The sequence below is a fragment of the Devosia ginsengisoli genome (genome assembly GCF_007859655.1).
In the GTDB taxonomy this organism is placed as follows: Bacteria; Pseudomonadota; Alphaproteobacteria; order Rhizobiales; family Devosiaceae; genus Devosia; species Devosia ginsengisoli.
The window spans coordinates 462,145-478,281 of sequence record NZ_CP042304.1 but is presented as its reverse complement, the minus strand read 5'-3'; the positions used below and the strand labels follow the sequence as shown (position 1 = coordinate 478,281).

Below are 16,137 nucleotides of genomic sequence, written 5' to 3'. Positions count from 1 at the left end.
TCTTACTCGGACTTCGGCGGCCAGACGGCCGTGTCGTGGTCGGGATGCTGGTGATTGGTGGATTTGATGGCCGAGGCCCAGTCTTCCTGGCCGGTCTCGGTCTCGCCGCCGTTTTCGATCGATGTCAGCGTATCGAACCAGGGGACGCGGCCTTCATTGCCGGTATTGGCATGGGGCGGGAACAGCTCGGGATGATCGAGCGAGCCGATGGTGAAATTGACCCGGTTGCCCTCGGTATTGTCGTAGAAGAGCGGCGTGCCGCAATCGCGGCAATAGCCACGGTCGACATGTTCGGAACTGCGAAAGCGCGCCGGGGTGCCGCGCGTCCAGGTGATGACCTCGCGCGGGGCAGCGACCAGGGCGGCGAAGATGTTGCCGACGGCCTTCTGGCACATGCGGCAGTGGCAGATATGGGCGTTATCGAACATTTCGGTGGCGTGATAGCGCACGGCGCCACATTGGCAGCCGCCGCTGACTTGCATGGCGTAGCGGTCCATCAGGGGGTCTCCGGTGTTGCGTGAAGCGCGGTCCAGATAACATCGAGGATGTCGTCGGGGCGGGTGACGATGTGATCGTTGCGGAGACGGAGGAGGCGGAAGCCTTGCGACCGAAGGTAGGCGTCACGCGTGACGTCGGTCGCGGACTCGGCGTGCTGGGAGCCGTCGGCTTCGACGATCAGTTTGGCAGACAGGCACGCAAAATCGACAATGTACTGGCCGACGGGCAGTTGCCGGCGAAACTTGTAGCCGACGAAACGGCGATTGCGCAGGAGCAGCCCCAGCTTTTGTTCGGCTTCGGTCGGCGCGTGCCGCATTGTCTTGGCAAAGGTTCGCAAGTGAGGGGTTTTGGCGGTTCGCCAATCGGTCCGCGCTCGCTTGTGCATCGCAGACCCCTCATCCGCCCTTCGGGCACCTTCTCCCTCAAGGGGAGAAGGGGACTCCGTGTTTGCCGCAAGCGCGGTGTTTCCCTCTCCCCTTGAGGGAGAGGGGTGGATCGGCCGGAGGCCGAGACGGGTGAGGGGCTGGTTCCGCAGGTACTGCGCTCACCGCTTCATCTCCCATTTCGTCGCGCGCTGACCCTGCTCGTCCTTGTAGTCCATCAGGGAGATGCCCTGCTCGGACAGCTCGTTGCGGATGGCGTCGGCTTTGGCGAAGTCCTTGTTGTTGAGCGCTTCGAGGCGGGCGGCAATGGCAGCTTCGATGGGGTCCAGCGTTGCCGTCTCGAGCAAGCTCAGCTCAGACAAAACATCGTCTGGAAGTGCGAGATGTTTCGGTCGAGCCGCCGCATAAGCTGCAACCAAGCGGTCAAGTCGCCCAACAATCTCTGCTTCGGGCTTAATCTCCCCCGACCTAAAACGACCTCCCTTTGAAAGATCATGAAACATGTCGCTCCAGCCGCTTTTTTTCAAAGTTGCGACTAAACCATCCATAGTCCTAAGAGAGCGGGCTATTTTTGTTGCTTTGCTCTCAGCACCAGGAAGGCCCATGAACTTCAGTATCTTGTTTACCGCGGCACGGTGACCCTTTCGCTCGTCTTCTCCTTTGACGACACGGTCCAAATAGGAGAACGCACCAACTGTATCGAGATCATCTTCGAGAATGCGAACAAAACGATCAAAGACGTCTCGTGACGCAACTCGATAGGTCCGGTCAGATGCAAAATCCTGCCACTTAAGCAGTTTCGACTCTGCTTCGTGCAGCCGGCGCGTGGAGAAGTCTATTGGCTCGCGATAGTGCGTCATAAGCATGGCCAGTCGAAGCACGCTACCGGGCCAGCGTCGGCCACCAAATTTGCTCGTGCGAAGCAACTGGTTGATGGTGACGAAATTGCCCAGGCTCTTGCTCATCTTCTGGCCTTCGACCTGCAGGAAGCCATTATGCATCCAGATATTGGCCATGGCATGGGTGCCGTGGGCGCAGCGGGACTGGGCGATCTCGTTTTCGTGGTGCGGGAAGATGAGATCGAGCCCGCCGCCATGGATGTCGAAGGTCTGGCCGAGATAGCGCTCGGACATGGCCGAGCATTCGATATGCCAGCCGGGGCGGCCGCGGCCCCAGGGGCTGTCCCAGCCGGGTTCGGTGGCGGCGGACTGTTTCCAGAGCACGAAATCGGCGGGGTTCTTCTTGTGCGCTTCGACAGCGATGCGGGCGCCGGCAAGATTGTCTTCGAGATTGCGGCCGGAGAGTTGGCCGTAATCGGGCATGGACTTGACGTCGAACAGGACTTCGCCAGCAGCGTTATAGGCGTGATTGCGTTGGATGAGGCTGCCGATCAGGGCCTGCATTTCGGCGATATTGTCGGTGGCGCGAGGCTGGATGGTGGGATCGAGTGCGCCGAGAGCCTTGGCGTCGGACAGGAACTGGGCTTCGGTCTTTTCCGTGACGCGGCGGATGGCCTCGTTGAGCGGCAGATCGGGGAAATCGCGCAAGGCGCGGGCGTTGATCTTGTCATCGACGTCGGTGATGTTGCGGGCATAGGTGACGTGGGTGGCGCCGTAGACATGGCGCAGCAGGCGGAACAGCAGGTCGAAGACGATGACCGGGCGGGCATTGCCGATATGGGCGAAGTCATAGACCGTGGGGCCGCAGACATACATGCGCACATTGTTCGCATCGAGGGGCGTGAAAGCCTCCCTGGTGCGGGTGAGCGTGTTGTAGAGGGAAAGCTGCGGCGTTGTCATAGGCGTCCGTATCCTGGCCATGCGGAGTTGCGCTGGCGTACGGCTCTTCGGGTATCAGAAAATCAGGATGAAGAAGACCGCGCCGCCAACCAGTGGTTAGCAGGTAATAATGCAGCGGTTAATCAGAATGATGCCGGTCTTCATGGGCGGGGAGATTGACCGGAGCGCGGGCGGAAAGCAAGCCGAAAAGGAAATGGAGTGGTTGTGCTGAAGACGGGGTGATTTGACCGACCCGGTGTGCCGCCGCTCCGACACCCCCTCCCCCGAGGTATTTATCTCCGATGCCTGGGCTCTTGCCTTCTCCCCTTGAGGGAGAAGGTGCCCGAAGGGCGGATGAGGGGTTTCTTCCACGAGCATTGAAGCATGGGCCAGCGCAGGACCCCTCACCCGGAAATCCGTTGAACGCGGATTTCCACCCTCTCCCTCAAGGGGAGAGGGCGAGCAAGAACCGGCCTCAGACCAGCGTGACTGTCTGCACCATGTCGCCGAAGGTGGATTGGCCGTTGGGGGAGAGGGCGCCGATGCGGATCACGTCGCCGGGCTTGAGGAAGGGGGTTCGGGCGCGGCCGTATTTCAGCTTTTCGACGGTGCGGGCCTCGGCGATGCAGGCGAAGCCGATGCCGTCGCGCTTGATGGGCAGGGTCTCGTCGTGGCTGTTGGAAATGGTACCGCCGCCGATAATGGTGCCCGCGGCGAGCGGGCGGGTGCGGGCGGCTTCGACGATGAGGTCGGCGAAATCGAAATGCATGTCGGTGCCGGCATTGGGCTGGCCGTAGAGATTGCCGTTGACCTCGATGCGCACGGGCAGGTGCAGGCGATTGTCGCGCCAGGCGGTGCCGAGGCTTTCGGGCGTGGCGACGATGGGAGCGAAGCTGGTGGAGGGCTTGGCGTGGAAGAAGCCGAAGCCGTTCTGCAGGTCATCGGCCACGAGACGGCGCAAGGAAATGTCGTTGCAGACGGTGACGAGGCGGATGGCTGATGATGCCTGGGCCTTGGTGGCGCCCATGGGGACCGGGCCGATGATGACGGCCGCTTCGGCCTCGAAATCGAGGGCGAGATCGGGATCGGTGACGCGGATGGGATCTGTGGGCGCGAGCAGCGAATCGGAGCCGCCCTGATAGAGCAGCGGACGGGTGGATTGCAGTTCTTCGTCCTTGCTGCCCTTGAGGGTGCGGACGCGTTCGAGATGATTGAGATAGCCCGAGCCATCGATCCACTGATAGGCGCGCGGCAGGGGCGCCAGGGCCTGGGCGGGATCGAAGACCTGGCCGGCTATGGCGCCGGCATCGAGCTGGGCGGCAAGGGCGGAAAGGGCCGGCGCATGGGCGGTCCAGTCATCGAGGGCGGCCTGCAAAGTGGGCGCGATGCGGGTGGCGGAGACGAAGCGGGTGCTGTCGGCGGAGAGCACGACGAGCTGGCCATCGGGGCGGTTATTTCTGAGCGTGGCTAGCTTCATCGGGGATGCATTCTCGCAAACGTGTGGCCTTGCGGCGCTACCACAACGCCGTCACCGCACTATAATGTTGCAATCGGTCCTAGCGTTGTCTTAAGGGCGGATGAATTGGGCGCGCGGCGCGCCCCATGAAGAGGATTGACCGAGCTTGTTGGCCAGGAACGGCGCGCGCGCCCTGATATTGACGGTGCTGGCTGTGATCTGCGTGTTGCTTGACGTCAACGTGGCCTATGCGCAGGCCGCGCAATGCCGGCAGCTCGAAGCGGCGTTGCGGCAGTTCGACGGCAATTCGTCCTATCAGCAGATGGGCGGCAATTCGCAGGCGGCGCGGCAGGCGCAGCGCGATGTGCAGGCGATGGAAAGCCGCTATGTGCGCGACGGATGCAATGATGCCGCCAAGGCGGGCATCAGGCTGACGCCGCAATGCCAGCAGATCGGGCGCGAAGTGCTGCGGCTGCGCGACGTGGCCGCCAGCGTGGCCCAGCAGGTCGACACAGCCAATGCGGTGGGCGCCCAGCGCGAAGCCATTTTGCAGGAAATGGCGCGGTTCGGCTGCGGCACGAACCAGGGGTCGAGCGCGACCTTCACCAATGAGCGCCAGTCGGTTTTCGACCGCATTTTCGGCACGACGTCGGAGGGGGACTTCACCGACGGGCAGATGGTGGATAGCGGCGGCTATTGGGGCTATCAGGGCTACCAGACGGTGCGGACCGTATGCGTGCGGCTGAGCGACGGCTATTTCTGGCCGATCAGCTATTCCACCCTGCCCGACTATGTCAGCAATGACGCGATGACCTGCCAGCAGAGCTGTCCGACCACGGCGGTGGAGCTGTATTTCTACGATAATCCGGGCCAGGAGCCCGAGCAGATGCGCAACCAGTATGGCCAGCCCTATACGGCGCTGCCGACCGCGTTTGCCTATCGCGATGCGCTCGACACCAGCCCTTCGGCGAGCTGCAAGGTGGCGCCGCAGACCGATGGCAGGATGACCGTGGCGGAGCGGGCCGATGGCTCGAGCCGGACGATGATCGAGGTGGAGGGGGTGACCTTCCCGCTGCCGCTGCGCGACCCGCGCGGGGTGGCGCCGGTGCAGGCGCCGATCGAAGCGCCGCTGGAGACGGCTACGCTGGTGGATGTGCCCCTGCCCCGCCCACGCCCGGCCGGTCCGGGCGAAACGCCGGTGACGCGGCCGGTTCAGGCGGCGACGGAGACCGAATTGCGGCTGGTGCAGTTCGGCAACAAGGTGGTCAGGGTAGTCGGTCCAGACACGCCTTACGCCCAACCAACGGGAGCAGGGACTTAAGCTCGGGGCCGTCGTGACGGCCGGTCAGCGCCAGGCGCAGCGGCAGGAACAGGGCCTTGCCCTTGCGGCCGGTGGCTGACTTGAGCGCGTCGGTCCACTGGCTCCAGGTGGTTTCGTCCCATGGCTCCGGCGGCAGCATGGCCTTGGCGAGGGCGAGGAAGTCGCGGTCCTCGTCCGCCATGACCGGCTCTATGGGGCCGGTGACCAGTTTTGCCCATTCGGCGATATCGGCGAATTTGCGCAGGTTGTCGCGCAGCAGCAGCCACATGGCTTCGCCTTCGAGACCCATGGCGGAGAGACGCGCCGCGGCGCCTTCATAGGGCAAGGCGTGGAGCACGCGGGCGTTGAGGCTGTCGAGTTCGGCGGGATCGAAGCGGGCGGCGCCATGCGAGACCATGGAGAAATCGAGCCGGTTGGCGATTTCGTCCAGGGTTTCGTAGGTCTCGATGGGCAGGCTGGTGCCGGTGAGGCTGGCCATGATGGCTATGGCCATGGGCTCGTAACCCTGGTCGCGGAAATCGCTGATGGACTGGCTGCCGAGGCGCTTGGAAAAGCCCTGCCCTTCGGCGTCCGTAAGAAGGTTGTGGTGGCCGAAGGTGGGAACGGCGCCGCCGAGGGCCTCGAAAATCTCGATCTGGGTGCCGGTATTGGAGACGTGGTCCTCGCCACGGATGACGTGGGTGATGCCGAGGTCGATATCGTCTACCACTGATGGCAGCGTATAGAGGTAGGAGCCGTCTTCGCGCACCAGGACCGGGTCGGACATGGAGGCGGTGTTGACGGTCTGCGGGCCCTTGATGAGGTCTTCGAAATGGACCGGGCGGCCATCGAGCCTGAAGCGCCAATGGGGCTTGCGGCCTTCGGCTTCGAGGCGGGCGCGGTCTTCGGCGGTGAGGCTGAGGGCCGACCGGTCGTAGATGGGGGGCTTGTTGAGCAGGCGGGCGCGGGCGCGCTTGCGGTCCAGCTCTTCCTCGGTTTCGTAGCAGGGATAGAGGCGGCCGGCGGCGATGAGCCGGGTACGGGCGGCATCGTGGAGGGCGGTGCGGTCGGACTGGCGGACCAGCAGGTCGGGCGTGATGCCGAGCCAGGCGAGATCGCGTTCGATGCCATCGGCAAATTCGCGGGTGGATCGGGCATGGTCGGTATCGTCCATGCGCAGGATGTAGGTGCCGCCGTGGCGGCGGGCATAGAACCAGTTGAGCAAAGCCGGGCGGGCATTGCCGAGATGGATGCGGCCGGTGGGGGACGGCGCCCAGCGAACAACAGTCATCCGATCACCCGGTCTGTGTAGCCATTGGTGATGGGGTAGCGGCGGCCGAGGCCGAAGGCCTTGACGGTGAGCTTGGGACCCGGCGCGGCCTGGCGGCGCTTGTATTCGGCAATGTTGAGCAGGCGTTCGATGCGCTCGACCAAGGCCTGATCGTGGCCCTGGGCGACGATCTCGGCGATGGAGAGCTCGTCTTCGACGATCCCCTTGAGGATGGCGTCGAGCACCGGATAGGGCGGCAGGCTGTCTTGATCGGTCTGGTCGGGGCGCAGTTCGGCCGATGGGGCCTTGGCGATGATGGCGACGGGGATGACTTCGCCCGAGGGACCAAGGCAATCGCCGGGGACGTGGCTGTTGCGCCAGGCGGCGAGGCGATAGACCTCCATCTTGAACATGTCCTTGAGCGGATTGTAGCCGCCATTCATGTCGCCATAGATGGTGGCGTAGCCGACGGCCATTTCGGACTTGTTGCCTGTGGTGAGCGGCAGGGAGCCGAGCTTGTTGGAAACGGCCATCATCAGCAGTCCGCGCATGCGGGACTGGATGTTTTCCTCGGTCAGATCGAGCGGACGATCGCCGAAAATGGGGGCGAGGTTTGCCAGCGCGCTATCGACCGGGTCCTGGATCGACACCACGTCGTAGCGAACACCCAGACGCTCGGCGCACTCCCTGGCATCCTTGATGCTCTCTTCGGACGTGTACTGGTAAGGCTGCATGATGCAGTGGACATTGTCCGCGCCAAGGGCATCCACCGCCATGGCCGCGACAACGGCGCTGTCGATGCCGCCCGACAGGTTGAGCACCGCCTGCTTGAAGCCGTTCTTGTGGACGTAGTCGCGCAGGCCGAGCACGCAGGCGAGCCAGGGGGCTTCGTCGGTCGTGGTGAGTTCGGTGACTTCGCCGCTGGCACAGGTCCAGCCATTGTCGCCACGCGTCCAGTCGGAGACGATGAAATCGGTCTCGAAGGACTTGCCCTGGAAGACCAGCTTGTTGCCGGGCTCCATGCCGAAGGAGGCGCCGTCGAAGACCAGTTCGTCCTGGCCGCCGACCTGATTGAGATAGAGCATGGGCACATCGTCTTCGGCGGTGCGGGCGCGGACGAGGTCCTTACGGACATGCTGCTTGCTGGTCCAGTAGGGCGAGCCATTGGGGCAGAGCATGATTTCGGCGCCACGCATGGCGAGGTGCTCGCAGACCGAAGCGTGCCAGATGTCTTCGCAGATCGGGATGCCGATGGGGACACCCTTGATGATCACCGGGTCGGCCAGCGGGCCGGCGACGAAATAGCGCTTTTCGTAGAAAACATCGGAATTGGGCAATTCGCGCTTGAGACGTGTCGCGATGATCTGACCGTTTTCGGCGACGAGGACGGCATTGTGCAGGCCCGTCTTTTCCAGCCAGACGGTGGGGAGGACGAGGACGACATCGGTGCCGGCTGTGTCGGCCACGAGGTCGCGTGCGGCCTGCATGGCGTCGGCGACGAATTTGGGCTTGAACAGCAGGTCATCGGGGAAATAGCCGGTAAGGAACAGTTCGGACAGCAGGAGGATATCGGCCTTGGCGGCGACGGCATCCGACAGCGCTGATCGGGCCAGCGCCAGATTGCCTGATATGTCGCCAACCTTGGGATTGAGCTGGGCGAGCGCAATACGGAGGCGGTCTGTCACGGGAGGGCCTGACTGTGGTGGGCGAAAACTACGTGCCTGCCAATAGCATCGGGATGGGCGATGAGCCATAGGGCTGTGCGCATGGATGCGATGACGGGGCTAAACGGTGCGGCGTCCCAGTAGACCTCATCCTGAGCCTGTCGCAGGACGAGGTCGTGGCAAGATCGGCGCACCCGACCTCGTGGTTCGACAAGCTCACCATGAGGTCTCTGAGATCCCGGCGGAGGCTAGAACCAGGCGCTAGAATTTGCCGGTGAGTTCGGCGCGGAGGCCGTAGCGGAAGAGGGAGGCGTAGGTGGAGGGCAAGGTCATGGTGGGCTGGGCGACGCCGCCGGCGGTGCCGTTGAAGACGGCGTCCAGATTGCCTTCGAGGTACCAGGCGCGGCCGCCGATGCGTAGGGCCAGGTTTTCGGTGGGGTGGAAGCCTGCCATGGCTTCGAGCATGACGCCCTGCCCGCGACCGCTGAGCGTGGTCTGGGCATTTTCATAGACGGTGACCGGAACACCGGGGAAGTTGAAGCCGCCGGGCGCGCTGCCGCCAAGGGCACCGCTCACATGGGCATAGGGAATCCAGGCGGCTTCGGCCTGAATGTCGAACATGTCGAACTCGGCCGTGCCCTTGACGCCGAGGCGCAGGGCGTGAATGTCGAAATCGTCGCGGGCTTCGCCCATTGCGGTCGGCGCGCCGGTCACCGGATCGAAGGCGACGGCATATTGGCCGGTGCCGATAGCGGGGGCGTCTTTCCAGTATTGATAGCCGACCAGGGCGCCGGCGGCGAAGCCTTCGCTCATGGTGCCAAAGGGCAGCCAGCCGAAATCGCCGCCGACATAGCCGATGCGGGAGTCGCGGCCGATATCGCCCGAGGAAGCGGGAGAAATTTCGTAGGTGCCTGACGTGTGGAAGCCCAGGCCGGCGCGGGCGGCGACATAGGTCTGGGTCGACAGATCCTCGATCTTGCCATGCAGTTCGCCGATATGGGTCTGATCGCGGACGCTGAGGTTGACGGGACCGAAAGCGGAGCTGAAGCCGGCATTCTGGCCGCCCCAGGAATACCAGTAGGCGACGCCGTATTCGAAGCGGATCGAGTCGTCGGGCTGTTCCCAGGTATTGGGATAGGCGGGGCGCAGATCGGGGGGGCGCGAAATAGTCGGCAGCCAAAGCGGGGGCCGCCAGGCAAAGCGCCAGCATGGCCACGGTGCCTTGAAGGGAGCGCTTCATCGTATCCTCCGGGATCGGTCCCACCGCATGGGGTGTCCCGCGTTTATCAAGCATTAGGGTTAAGTTTCCGCTAAGCGGGAAAGGCAGGATGATTGGGACTTTGGTAACCGGGGGAGCGCAGAGTTGATCGCATGGCGCCCGAATATGCGCCTACGCGGGCAACTGACACCGCATTGGGGAGTTGCCCCCGAGCCAGAAGGCGTTGTGCGACGAAGAGTTAGTGTGATGAAGCGGAAAATACTGGTGGTGGAGGACGAGATTTTCGTCGCTGCCGAAATCGAGCATGTGATCGAGGAGATGGGTTTTACGGCCGTCGGAATCGCCGCGGATGAGCGCTCGGCGCTGTCGCTGGCGGCGCAGGCGGATGTGGCGCTGGTCGACCTCAACCTGCGGGATGGCCCTACCGGCATCCGCATCGGCCATGTGCTGGCGCAGACGCATGGAGTGACCGTGCTGTTCATGACGGCCAATCCGTCGCAACTGGGCGATGGCGTGCCGGGCACGGTGGGCGTGTTGCCCAAGCCGGTGACCGACCGCGACCTGCGGGCCGCCGTGGCCTATGCCGTGGCACGGCATGACGCCACCGAGGCAACCCCGCCGCCGCGGCTGAAACTGTTCAACGGCTACAAATCGGCAGGCGCCGCGAACTGATCGCGGTCAGGATTGCAGCCGGGCGGAACGGCGCAGCGCATCGACCGGCAGGTCGATCTCGACCCGCAACCCGTCGGGTTCCCATATCCGCTCCATTCGGCCACGCAACTGGCCTTCGATGCTAAGGGTGATGAGGCGCGAGCCGAAGCCGCTCAGCTCGGCATCACCTGATACCGGCGGACCGCCGACTTCCTTCCAGGTCAGGTGATAGTATTCGTCGCCGGCCCGGCCGGTGAGGCTCACCCTGCCCCCTGGAGTGGACAAGGCGCCGTATTTGGCGGCGTTGGTGGCCAATTCGTGGAACAGCAGCGCCAGCGGCGTCGCGGCACCATCGTCGATGGTCGCATCCTCGCCGTGGAACGCAATGCGATCCTGCCCGTCCTGCCGATAGGGCTGCATCAGGCGATCGATCAGCGAGCGGAGCGAGTCCTGATTGTCGGGCGGATTGGAGCCGTGGCTGTGGGGGCGGACGAAGTCATGCGCCTCGCCCAGGGCGTAGATGCGCTGGCGCAGTTCATCGGCAAAGGCCCGGACTTCGGGACGGCTGCGCGCGGAGAGGCTGATGATGCCGGTCAGTACCGCGAAGATATTCTTGATGCGGTGGCTGAGCTCCTGGGAAACCAGTTCGCGCTCTTCGGCCATCAGAACGCGGCCGGTGGTTTCATGGACGATGCAGAGCGTGCCCATGGGTATGCCGGTTTCATCGAGAACGGGGCTGTAATGCAGGTTCATCCAGCCGGATTCGAGCCGCCCATGCCGGTTGAGCACCAGTTCCTGGTCGCGCAGGATCAGGGACTCGCCGCGCAGGCCCATTTCGATCTTGTGGCGGTTGAACTCGGCGATCTCGGGCCAGGCTTCGACGGCCGGCTGGCCGAAAATGGCCGGGTGGCGGTTGCCGGCAAATTCGGCATAGGCCTGGTTGTAGATCAGGATGCCGTCAGGCCCGATCAGCATGACCATGGGAATGGACGCCGCCATCATGACGCGCACGGCGCCCTTGAGGCTTTGCGGCCAGGCGGGAATAGGCCCTAGCGGATTGGCCGCCCAGTCATACTCGTTGACCAGCTTGAGCGTTGCATCCTGCTCAAGGCGTTGCCGCGTCTCGGGGCTGGCGCTGGGAAACAAGGACCTGGGCATAAGCGGCTTTCATGACGACCGAGGGAAGGCACGAAACCGTATCATAGAGCGGCCCCGCGCCCGACAGGTAACGCGGAGCCCGGCCTGCGGTTTCGGTCCGCAGCCAAATTATTCGCCGGCCGCCAGATGCTGGTGCGGCGGCTTCTGGGCATGGACTTCCTCGGCGACGAGGAAGGCCAGTTCGAGCGCCTGGCTGGCATTGAGGCGGGGGTCGCAATAGGTGTTGTAGCGGTCCGACAAAGAGGCCTCGGTAACCGCCGAAACGCCGCCGACGCATTCGGTGACGTCATCGCCGGTCATCTCGATATGCACGCCGCCGGCATAGGTGCCCATGTCGCGGTGGATTTCGAAGAAGGACTTCACTTCGCTGAGGACGCGATCGAAGGGGCGGGTCTTGTAACCGGTCGAGGCCTTGATGGTGTTGCCATGCATGGGGTCGGAGCACCAGACGACGGTGCGGCCGGCCTTCTGCACGGTTTCGATCAGGCGCGGCAGGTTGGCCTGGATCTTGTCGGAGCCGAAGCGGCTGATCAGGGTGATGCGGCCGGCTTCATCGGTGGGATTGAGGCGGTCGAGCAGGCGCAGCAGGTCGTCGCTTGACAGCGAGGGGCCGCATTTGATGCCGATGGGATTATGGATGCCGGCGAAATATTCGACATGGGCGGCATCGGGCTGGCGGGTGCGGTCGCCGATCCACAGCATGTGGCCTGATGTGGCGTACCAGTCATTGGTGATGGAGTCGCGGCGGGTCAGCGCTTCCTCATAGCCGAGCAGCAGGGCTTCGTGGCTGGTGAAGAAACTGGTCTGGCGCAGGGCCGGCGTATTGTCGGGGTTGAGGCCGAGGGCGCCCATGAAGGTGATGGCGTCATCGATCTTGCGGGCGACTTCCTCGTAGCGCGGATACCAGTTGGAGCCCTTCATGAAGCCCACGGTCCATTCGTGGATGCGGGTCAGTTCGGCATAGCCGCCCATGGAGAAGGCGCGCAGCAGGTTGAGCGTGGCGGCAGACTGGCGATAGGCCTGCAGCATGCGGTCGGGATCGGGGACGCGCGAGGCTTCGGTGAAGCCGATGTCGTTGATGATGTCGCCGCGATAGGAGGGCAGTTCCACCCCATCGATGGTTTCGGTATCGGCGGAGCGCGGCTTGGCGAACTGGCCAGCGACGCGGCCGACCTTGACCACGGGCTTGCTGGCGCCGTGGGTCAGCACGACCGCCATCTGCAGGAAGACGCGAAAGAAGTCGCGGATGTGATCGGCGCCGTGTTCGGCAAAGCTCTCGGCGCAATCGCCGCCCTGCAGCAGGAAGGCCTCGCCATTGGCGACGGCGGCGAGCCGGCTCTTGAGGTCGCGCGCTTCGCCGGCAAAGACCAGCGGCGGGAAAGTGCCCAATTGGCGCTCGGCTTCGGCCAGAGCGGCGGCATCGGGATAGGCCGGCACCTGGGAAATGGGCTTGGCGCGCCAGCTATCGGGGGTCCAGGTGGTCATGTTCGGTCTCGCTCACGCGCGTTACTGCTGTTGCAGGGCGGAATACCAAGGCTGGGGATGGGGGACAAGGGTATTCGGGGTGGCAATTGGTTGGGGTGGTGGCACGGAGCTCCCTTCTCCCTTGCGGGAGAAGGTGCCCGAAGGGCGGATGAGGGGTCCTGCGTTATCCATCAGCGTTGAAGCATGGGATGGCGCAGGCCCCCTCACCCGATTTTCGCGGCTGAACGCCGCAAAAATCACCCTCTCCCGCAAGGGGCGAGGAGGGCTCCACTCTTGGGTGGCATGGAGTTCCGAACAGCGCTCAGCCGCCGATCTTCTCGCCGTCGCGATAGGTGTAGGTGGGGGCCTTGAAGGTGACGAGTTCTTCGGCGGCGCTTGGGTGGAGGGCGATGGCGCGGTCCAAGTCGGCCTTGCTCGCGCCCATGCCCATGGGGATGGCGACGAGCTGGATCATTTCGGCGGCGCCGGATCCCAGGATGTGGCAGCCCAGGACCTTGCCGCCATCCTTTTCGGTGATGAGCTTCAGGATCATGCGCTCGGTGCGGGTGGAGAGCGTGTTCATCATCGGGCGGAAGCGGGCGAGGTAGACGTCGATATCGCCATGGGTGGCGGCTTCGGTCTCGGTGAGGCCGATGACGCCGATTTCGGGATCGGAAAAGACGGCGGTGGGGATCTGGGAGTGATCGACGGCCAGCTTGTTGTCGTTGAAGACGGTTTCGGCAAAGTACCAGCCTTCGCGGATGGCCACGGGGGTCAGCGCGGCGCGGCCGGTGACATCGCCGACGGCATAGATCGAGGGCACCGAGGACTGCGACCAGGCATCGACGGCGATGGCGCCCATGGGGGTCAACTTGACGCCGGCCTTGTCCAGGCCGAGGCCGCGCACATTGGGATTGCGGCCGGTGGCGAACATGACGGCGCCATAGGGGGCAGTGACGCCATCGCTGAAGGTGGCGCTAATGTCCTTGCCGTGCTTGGCGAGCGACTTGATCGTGGTCTGATAGATCAGCTTGATGCCGCGGTCGGTGAGACCGGCTTCGAGGCCGCGGCGCATGTCCTCGTCGAAGCCGCGCAGGATGCAGTCGCCGCGATAGATGATCGTGGTGTCGACGCCGAGGCCCGCGAAAATGGTGGCGAATTCCACGGCGATATAGCCGCCGCCCTCGATGAGGATGGAATGCGGAAGCGCGGGCAGATCAAAGGCCTCATTGGAGGTGATGGCCAGCTCGGCGCCGGGAATGGGCGGGACAAAGGGATGTGCGCCGGTCGCGACGAGGATGTATTTCGCCGTCAGGTCACGCCCCTGCCCCACGAGGTGGACGCCATTGGGACCCGTGACCAGGCCACGATCGCGGATGATCTCGACGCCCGGTTTTTCGAGATTGGCCACATAAGCGGCCTCAAGGCGGGTGATTTCCTTTTCCTTGGCGGCGACCAGGGTCGGCCAATCGAAGGAGGCATCGACCTGCCAGCCGAAGCTCTGGGCCACATCGAACATGTCGTGGAAGCGGGCGGCGTAGACATAGAGCTTCTTGGGTACGCAGCCGCGGATAACGCAGGTGCCGCCGACGCGGAACTCTTCGATAATGGCGACTTTGGCGCCATAGGTGGCGGCCATGCGGGCAGCGCGAACGCCGCCGGAGCCGGCACCGATAACGACGAGATCATAACTATCGGTCATCGGCGGCTCCCGGAGTAATCATCGGCATATGGCGATATATTGGATGGCACTTCGCATAAAAAAAGGCCCCGCACAAGGCGGGGCCGGATGTCTGCCATGCAGCAATGACTAGACTTCGAAGCCCTGAGCGCGCAGTTCGGCGCGGACCTTGGCGAAGAATTCGGAGCGCGTGTTGTTGGTGAAGACCTGGAGCACGGCCTGGAGGTCGGAATTCACCTCGGTATTGGCCTGGGCCAGTTTCTTGCCGGTCGGCGTTTCGTAGAAGGCGACGATTTCCTGCAGCTCTTCGACGGTGAAGCGCACGGCATAGACACGCGCGAACTGGTCGAGCAGTTCACCCTTGCGTTCCTTGTACTCTTCCAGAACCTTGCCGACGGCGGCGTCAGTTTCGTCCATGATTTCGGGATTCTGCTGCACGATCTGGCGCATGGTGCCGATGCCGATCTCGACGAGGGTGATCTCGTAGACGGCGGCGCGGTCGGTCAGGTCGATATATTTGCGCGCAAGCGCCAGTTGCTCGGGCGGCACTTCCTGCGCCATTGCGGGAACCGCAACCACGAGCATGGCGGCGCTCAGCGCCACAGCCAACAGCGCCCGTGCGCGCGTCATAACACCGGTCATCATCGAAATAGCCATCTTGTCTCGGTCCATCAGTTCGTGCCGCTCGTCAGCGCTTTTACGCCATCCGGCGTCGCCACATAAGCCGTCTTGCACATTTTAAGGAAAAGCCCGTGCTGGACCACCCCGGCGATGTCGAGCAAGTCGCGCGACAGCGCTTCTGGCTGCGAAATGCGGCCAAAAAAAGCATCGAGAATGAGGTGTCCGCCATCGGTGACGAAGGGCGTGCCAGGCGACGTCTCGCGCAGGCGCAGGTTGCCCCCGGTGCCGTGATGCTCGATGAGCTCGGCCACGGCGCGGCGCGTGGCGCCCAGGCCGAAGCGGTTAACCTCCACCGGCAGCGGAAAGCGACCGCCCAGTGTCTGCACCAGCTTGGACGCATCGGCGATGACCACCATGGCATCGGAGGCGTCGGCAACGATCTTTTCGCGCAGCAGGGCCCCGCCGGCGCCCTTGATGAGGTTGAGCTGGGGATCGATCTCGTCGGCGCCATCAACGGTGAGGTCGAGCCGGTCGAGGGTTTCGAGATCGGAGAGGGGAATGTTGAGCGCCTCGGCCTGGCGGGCGGTGGCCTCGGACGTGGGCACGCAGATGCATTCGAAGCCGGCGGCGACCTTTTCGCCCAGCAGATCGACAAAGTGCCAGGCGGTGGAACCGGTGCCGAGGCCGAGCCGCATGCCGGACCGTATTTCGGCCAGCGCCATGGCAGCCGCCTGCCGCTTCAGATCTTCACTCATAGTCGCCCTCGCGCGGTAAATTTAGCAGGGCCATCGCAAGGGATGGCCTGCCTGTCAATGCCGCCTTTGGGCGTGGATCACGGATTGGTGAATGATAACTGTAACCTGCTGGCAACACAATTTTGCGAACGTGGCGCGAGTGTGGCGATTCCGGGGCGGTTGCCTCTTTTCGCTATTTCCCAAAGGGCGTAAGCACCCGCAATTATTGCAGCGGGCGAATCCCGCTCTATTCCAGAGGC

Annotated in this window: 14 protein-coding genes and 1 pseudogene; 2 read left to right on the top strand and 13 right to left on the bottom strand. The window is 63.8% G+C overall.

All coding sequences use genetic code 11. The annotated features are described in order from the left end of the window. Nucleotides 1-2: 2 nt before the first annotated feature. From FPZ08_RS02425 to FPZ08_RS02410, 5 genes and pseudogenes are all read right to left on the bottom strand, one after another. A complete protein-coding gene (locus FPZ08_RS02425; protein WP_146288512.1) occupies nucleotides 3-497 on the bottom strand; it encodes a GFA family protein in 495 nt (164 codons plus the stop codon). Beyond that, the gene (locus FPZ08_RS02420; protein WP_146288511.1) at nucleotides 497-883 is read right to left on the bottom strand and encodes an endonuclease domain-containing protein; all 387 of its coding nucleotides are present in this window, start codon (nucleotides 881-883) and stop codon (nucleotides 497-499) included. Before FPZ08_RS02420 ends, FPZ08_RS02425 begins: the two co-directional genes overlap by 1 nt. A gap of 159 nt (nucleotides 884-1,042) precedes the next feature. Then, a complete protein-coding gene (locus FPZ08_RS22960; RefSeq protein ID WP_425457589.1) occupies nucleotides 1,043-1,384 on the bottom strand; it encodes a CysS/YqeB C-terminal domain-containing protein in 342 nt (113 codons plus the stop codon). A 147-nt stretch (nucleotides 1,385-1,531) separates the two neighbouring features. Beyond that, nucleotides 1,532-2,680, bottom strand: a pseudogene (gene cysS, locus FPZ08_RS02415) (cysteine--tRNA ligase); the annotation flags it as partial. A gap of 454 nt (nucleotides 2,681-3,134) precedes the next feature. After that, nucleotides 3,135-4,136: a fumarylacetoacetate hydrolase family protein gene (locus FPZ08_RS02410; protein ID WP_146288509.1), complete on the bottom strand. Its 1,002-nt coding sequence runs from the start codon at nucleotides 4,134-4,136 to the stop codon at nucleotides 3,135-3,137. 145 nt (nucleotides 4,137-4,281) lie between these two features. On the opposite strand from FPZ08_RS02410, the gene FPZ08_RS02405 reads away from it, so the two are divergent. Next, nucleotides 4,282-5,436 carry a DUF2865 domain-containing protein gene (locus FPZ08_RS02405; RefSeq protein ID WP_146288508.1) on the top strand — a complete coding sequence of 385 codons (1,155 nt, stop codon included), beginning with the start codon at nucleotides 4,282-4,284 and terminating at the stop codon, nucleotides 5,434-5,436. Here FPZ08_RS02405 and gltX read toward each other — a convergent pair. The 3 genes from gltX to FPZ08_RS02390 all read right to left on the bottom strand — a co-directional run bounded on the left by gltX (nucleotide 5,381) and on the right by FPZ08_RS02390 (nucleotide 9,162). Then, nucleotides 5,381-6,706, bottom strand: a complete 1,326-nt coding sequence (gltX, locus tag FPZ08_RS02400; RefSeq protein ID WP_146288507.1) for a glutamate--tRNA ligase — start codon at nucleotides 6,704-6,706, stop codon at nucleotides 5,381-5,383. The two genes, FPZ08_RS02405 and gltX, sit on opposite strands and share 56 nt — an antisense overlap. Then, nucleotides 6,703-8,370: an NAD+ synthase gene (locus tag FPZ08_RS02395; protein ID WP_246132783.1), complete on the bottom strand. Its 1,668-nt coding sequence runs from the start codon at nucleotides 8,368-8,370 to the stop codon at nucleotides 6,703-6,705. Before FPZ08_RS02395 ends, gltX begins: the two co-directional genes overlap by 4 nt. 240 nt (nucleotides 8,371-8,610) lie before the next feature. Then, complete coding sequence (locus FPZ08_RS02390) at nucleotides 8,611-9,162, bottom strand: hypothetical protein (protein ID WP_146288505.1); 552 nt, start codon at nucleotides 9,160-9,162, stop codon at nucleotides 8,611-8,613. 652 nt (nucleotides 9,163-9,814) lie between these two features. Here FPZ08_RS02390 and FPZ08_RS02385 point away from each other — a divergent pair. Further along, a complete protein-coding gene (locus FPZ08_RS02385) occupies nucleotides 9,815-10,240 on the top strand; it encodes a response regulator (RefSeq protein ID WP_146288504.1) in 426 nt (141 codons plus the stop codon). A gap of 6 nt (nucleotides 10,241-10,246) precedes the next feature. On the opposite strand, the gene FPZ08_RS02380 is transcribed toward FPZ08_RS02385, so the two are convergent. The 5 genes from FPZ08_RS02380 to rpiA form a co-directional block, all read right to left on the bottom strand. After that, complete coding sequence (locus FPZ08_RS02380; RefSeq protein WP_146288503.1) at nucleotides 10,247-11,377, bottom strand: HWE histidine kinase domain-containing protein; 1,131 nt, start codon at nucleotides 11,375-11,377, stop codon at nucleotides 10,247-10,249. 108 nt (nucleotides 11,378-11,485) lie between these two features. Beyond that, complete coding sequence (locus FPZ08_RS02375) at nucleotides 11,486-12,862, bottom strand: class II 3-deoxy-7-phosphoheptulonate synthase (RefSeq protein ID WP_146288502.1); 1,377 nt, start codon at nucleotides 12,860-12,862, stop codon at nucleotides 11,486-11,488. A 301-nt stretch (nucleotides 12,863-13,163) separates the two neighbouring features. Beyond that, the gene (gene gorA / locus FPZ08_RS02370; protein WP_146288501.1) at nucleotides 13,164-14,543 is read right to left on the bottom strand and encodes a glutathione-disulfide reductase; all 1,380 of its coding nucleotides are present in this window, start codon (nucleotides 14,541-14,543) and stop codon (nucleotides 13,164-13,166) included. 108 nt (nucleotides 14,544-14,651) lie between these two features. Then, nucleotides 14,652-15,179, bottom strand: a complete 528-nt coding sequence (locus tag FPZ08_RS02365) for a DUF2059 domain-containing protein (protein ID WP_186767181.1) — start codon at nucleotides 15,177-15,179, stop codon at nucleotides 14,652-14,654. A 14-nt stretch (nucleotides 15,180-15,193) separates the two neighbouring features. Beyond that, a complete protein-coding gene (gene rpiA, locus FPZ08_RS02360; protein ID WP_146288499.1) occupies nucleotides 15,194-15,898 on the bottom strand; it encodes a ribose-5-phosphate isomerase RpiA in 705 nt (234 codons plus the stop codon). Between the last annotated feature and the right edge of the window lie 239 nt (nucleotides 15,899-16,137).

Excerpts from the sequence above, each read along its gene's own strand:
- FPZ08_RS02385 (WP_146288504.1), top strand. The coding sequence starts at position 9,815 with ATGAAGCGGAAAATACTGGTGGTGGAGGACGAGATTTTCGTCGCTGCC.
- rpiA (WP_146288499.1), bottom strand. The coding sequence starts at position 15,898 with ATGAGTGAAGATCTGAAGCGGCAGGCGGCTGCCATGGCGCTGGCCGAA.
- FPZ08_RS02380 (WP_146288503.1), bottom strand. The coding sequence starts at position 11,377 with ATGCCCAGGTCCTTGTTTCCCAGCGCCAGCCCCGAGACGCGGCAACGC.
- FPZ08_RS22960 (WP_425457589.1), bottom strand. The coding sequence starts at position 1,384 with ATGTTTCATGATCTTTCAAAGGGAGGTCGTTTTAGGTCGGGGGAGATT.
- gltX (WP_146288507.1), bottom strand. The coding sequence starts at position 6,706 with ATGACTGTTGTTCGCTGGGCGCCGTCCCCCACCGGCCGCATCCATCTC.
- gorA (WP_146288501.1), bottom strand. The coding sequence starts at position 14,543 with ATGACCGATAGTTATGATCTCGTCGTTATCGGTGCCGGCTCCGGCGGC.
- FPZ08_RS02425 (WP_146288512.1), bottom strand. The coding sequence starts at position 497 with ATGGACCGCTACGCCATGCAAGTCAGCGGCGGCTGCCAATGTGGCGCC.
- FPZ08_RS02365 (WP_186767181.1), bottom strand. The coding sequence starts at position 15,179 with ATGGCTATTTCGATGATGACCGGTGTTATGACGCGCGCACGGGCGCTG.
- FPZ08_RS02390 (WP_146288505.1), bottom strand. The coding sequence starts at position 9,162 with ATGAGCGAAGGCTTCGCCGCCGGCGCCCTGGTCGGCTATCAATACTGG.
- FPZ08_RS02410 (WP_146288509.1), bottom strand. The coding sequence starts at position 4,136 with ATGAAGCTAGCCACGCTCAGAAATAACCGCCCCGATGGCCAGCTCGTC.
- FPZ08_RS02375 (WP_146288502.1), bottom strand. The coding sequence starts at position 12,862 with ATGACCACCTGGACCCCCGATAGCTGGCGCGCCAAGCCCATTTCCCAG.
- FPZ08_RS02420 (WP_146288511.1), bottom strand. The coding sequence starts at position 883 with ATGCACAAGCGAGCGCGGACCGATTGGCGAACCGCCAAAACCCCTCAC.